Origin of the sequence: Actinoplanes sp. NPDC000266 (assembly GCF_042899005.1) — a bacterium.
Classification (GTDB): domain Bacteria; phylum Actinomycetota; class Actinomycetes; order Mycobacteriales; family Micromonosporaceae; genus Actinoplanes.
Map to the genome: position 1 here is coordinate 1 of NZ_JBIAZI010000028.1, position 2,500 is coordinate 2,500.

Annotated in this window: 1 tRNA gene and 2 rRNA genes (1 of these 3 cut by a window edge); all 3 read left to right on the forward strand. The window is 46.2% G+C overall.

The features are described 5' to 3' along the window. Positions 1-503 precede the first annotated feature (503 nt). A 16S ribosomal RNA gene (locus ACFY36_RS51715) occupies positions 504-2,050 on the forward strand. A 93-nt stretch (positions 2,051-2,143) separates the two neighbouring features. After that, positions 2,144-2,216 (forward strand) — tRNA-Ala (locus ACFY36_RS51720). Between the two features lie 138 nt (positions 2,217-2,354). Beyond that, positions 2,355-2,500: ribosomal RNA gene (locus ACFY36_RS51725) — 23S ribosomal RNA — on the forward strand; it runs 2,755 nt beyond the window's last position. The 16S and 23S rRNA genes sit together here with 1 tRNA gene alongside, the layout of an rRNA operon.

The following is a 2,500-nucleotide window of genomic DNA, read 5'->3' on the forward strand; positions in this document are numbered from 1 at the left end:
GAAGTATATGAAGGTTTGAGCGCACATTATCAAGACTTACTACTTCGACAAATGCGAGGAGAAGAACTAACTCGCATGCAACGGTATCGCCTTCGTGAAAAAATAAAGGCCATCTTATTTTCAGAAGACGAAGAGTGAAGAGGAATTCCCTATTTTAATAAAAATAGGGAGTTTTTTGATAAGAGAAGAAAAAAGCAAGTTAAAAAAGACTAATTTTTTTAATTTACCAAAGCTAGTGGTGGCATGAAATAAAGCGAATACAGGAGAGGGAAAAAGCGAACGTAAGATAAAAAAAGGTATAAAAGTCACAGTTAATTCTTGACAAGTTTAGTTAGGTTTGATAGAATATAATAGTTGTCGCAAGAGACGAGGGTCTTGAAGCGATAAGCTAGACCATTGAAAACTGAATAAAGAAGAATGACTCATGTGATGTAGTAAGATACATCAAAAATCTGTCAATCAATAATGAAAGACAAGCCAGTCACTAAGGTGACTTAAATACTTTATTTGAGAGTTTGATCCTGGCTCAGGACGAACGCTGGCGGCGTGCCTAATACATGCAAGTTGAGCGCTGAAGGTTGGTACTTGTACCGACTGGATGAGCAGCGAACGGGTGAGTAACGCGTGGGGAATCTGCCTTTGAGCGGGGGACAACATTTGGAAACGAATGCTAATACCGCATAAAAACTTTAAACACAAGTTTTAAGTTTGAAAGATGCAATTGCATCACTCAAAGATGATCCCGCGTTGTATTAGCTAGTTGGTGAGGTAAAGGCTCACCAAGGCGATGATACATAGCCGACCTGAGAGGGTGATCGGCCACATTGGGACTGAGACACGGCCCAAACTCCTACGGGAGGCAGCAGTAGGGAATCTTCGGCAATGGACGAAAGTCTGACCGAGCAACGCCGCGTGAGTGAAGAAGGTTTTCGGATCGTAAAACTCTGTTGGTAGAGAAGAACGTTGGTGAGAGTGGAAAGCTCATCAAGTGACGGTAACTACCCAGAAAGGGACGGCTAACTACGTGCCAGCAGCCGCGGTAATACGTAGGTCCCGAGCGTTGTCCGGATTTATTGGGCGTAAAGCGAGCGCAGGTGGTTTATTAAGTCTGGTGTAAAAGGCAGTGGCTCAACCATTGTATGCATTGGAAACTGGTAGACTTGAGTGCAGGAGAGGAGAGTGGAATTCCATGTGTAGCGGTGAAATGCGTAGATATATGGAGGAACACCGGTGGCGAAAGCGGCTCTCTGGCCTGTAACTGACACTGAGGCTCGAAAGCGTGGGGAGCAAACAGGATTAGATACCCTGGTAGTCCACGCCGTAAACGATGAGTGCTAGATGTAGGGAGCTATAAGTTCTCTGTATCGCAGCTAACGCAATAAGCACTCCGCCTGGGGAGTACGACCGCAAGGTTGAAACTCAAAGGAATTGACGGGGGCCCGCACAAGCGGTGGAGCATGTGGTTTAATTCGAAGCAACGCGAAGAACCTTACCAGGTCTTGACATACTCGTGCTATTCCTAGAGATAGGAAGTTCCTTCGGGACACGGGATACAGGTGGTGCATGGTTGTCGTCAGCTCGTGTCGTGAGATGTTGGGTTAAGTCCCGCAACGAGCGCAACCCCTATTGTTAGTTGCCATCATTAAGTTGGGCACTCTAACGAGACTGCCGGTGATAAACCGGAGGAAGGTGGGGATGACGTCAAATCATCATGCCCCTTATGACCTGGGCTACACACGTGCTACAATGGATGGTACAACGAGTCGCGAGACAGTGATGTTTAGCTAATCTCTTAAAACCATTCTCAGTTCGGATTGTAGGCTGCAACTCGCCTACATGAAGTCGGAATCGCTAGTAATCGCGGATCAGCACGCCGCGGTGAATACGTTCCCGGGCCTTGTACACACCGCCCGTCACACCACGGGAGTTGGGAGTACCCGAAGTAGGTTGCCTAACCGCAAGGAGGGCGCTTCCTAAGGTAAGACCGATGACTGGGGTGAAGTCGTAACAAGGTAGCCGTATCGGAAGGTGCGGCTGGATCACCTCCTTTCTAAGGAATATATACAAAGACGTGAGCATTCAACTTTATTCAGTTTTGAGGGGTTTAGTGATAAACCTAAGCAAGAATCAAATTCTTGATTGTGGGGCCTTAGCTCAGCTGGGAGAGCGCCTGCTTTGCACGCAGGAGGTCAGCGGTTCGATCCCGCTAGGCTCCATTGTCAGACAAGACGTTAAAATCACTTGAACATTGAAAACTAAATAACAATATCTAATAACGATAAATAAACCAAAAGCTGTGAATTTTAAAGAATTTACAAACTTATACTTGAAAAACGATGATTATAAATCATCATGGCAAAGTTAATAAGGGCGCACGGTGGATGCCTTGGCACTAAGAGCCGATGAAGGACGTGACTAACGACGATATTCTAGGGGGAGCAGTAAGTACGCATTGATCCCTAGGTCTCCGAATGGGGAAACCCAGCTGCTACTAGCAGTT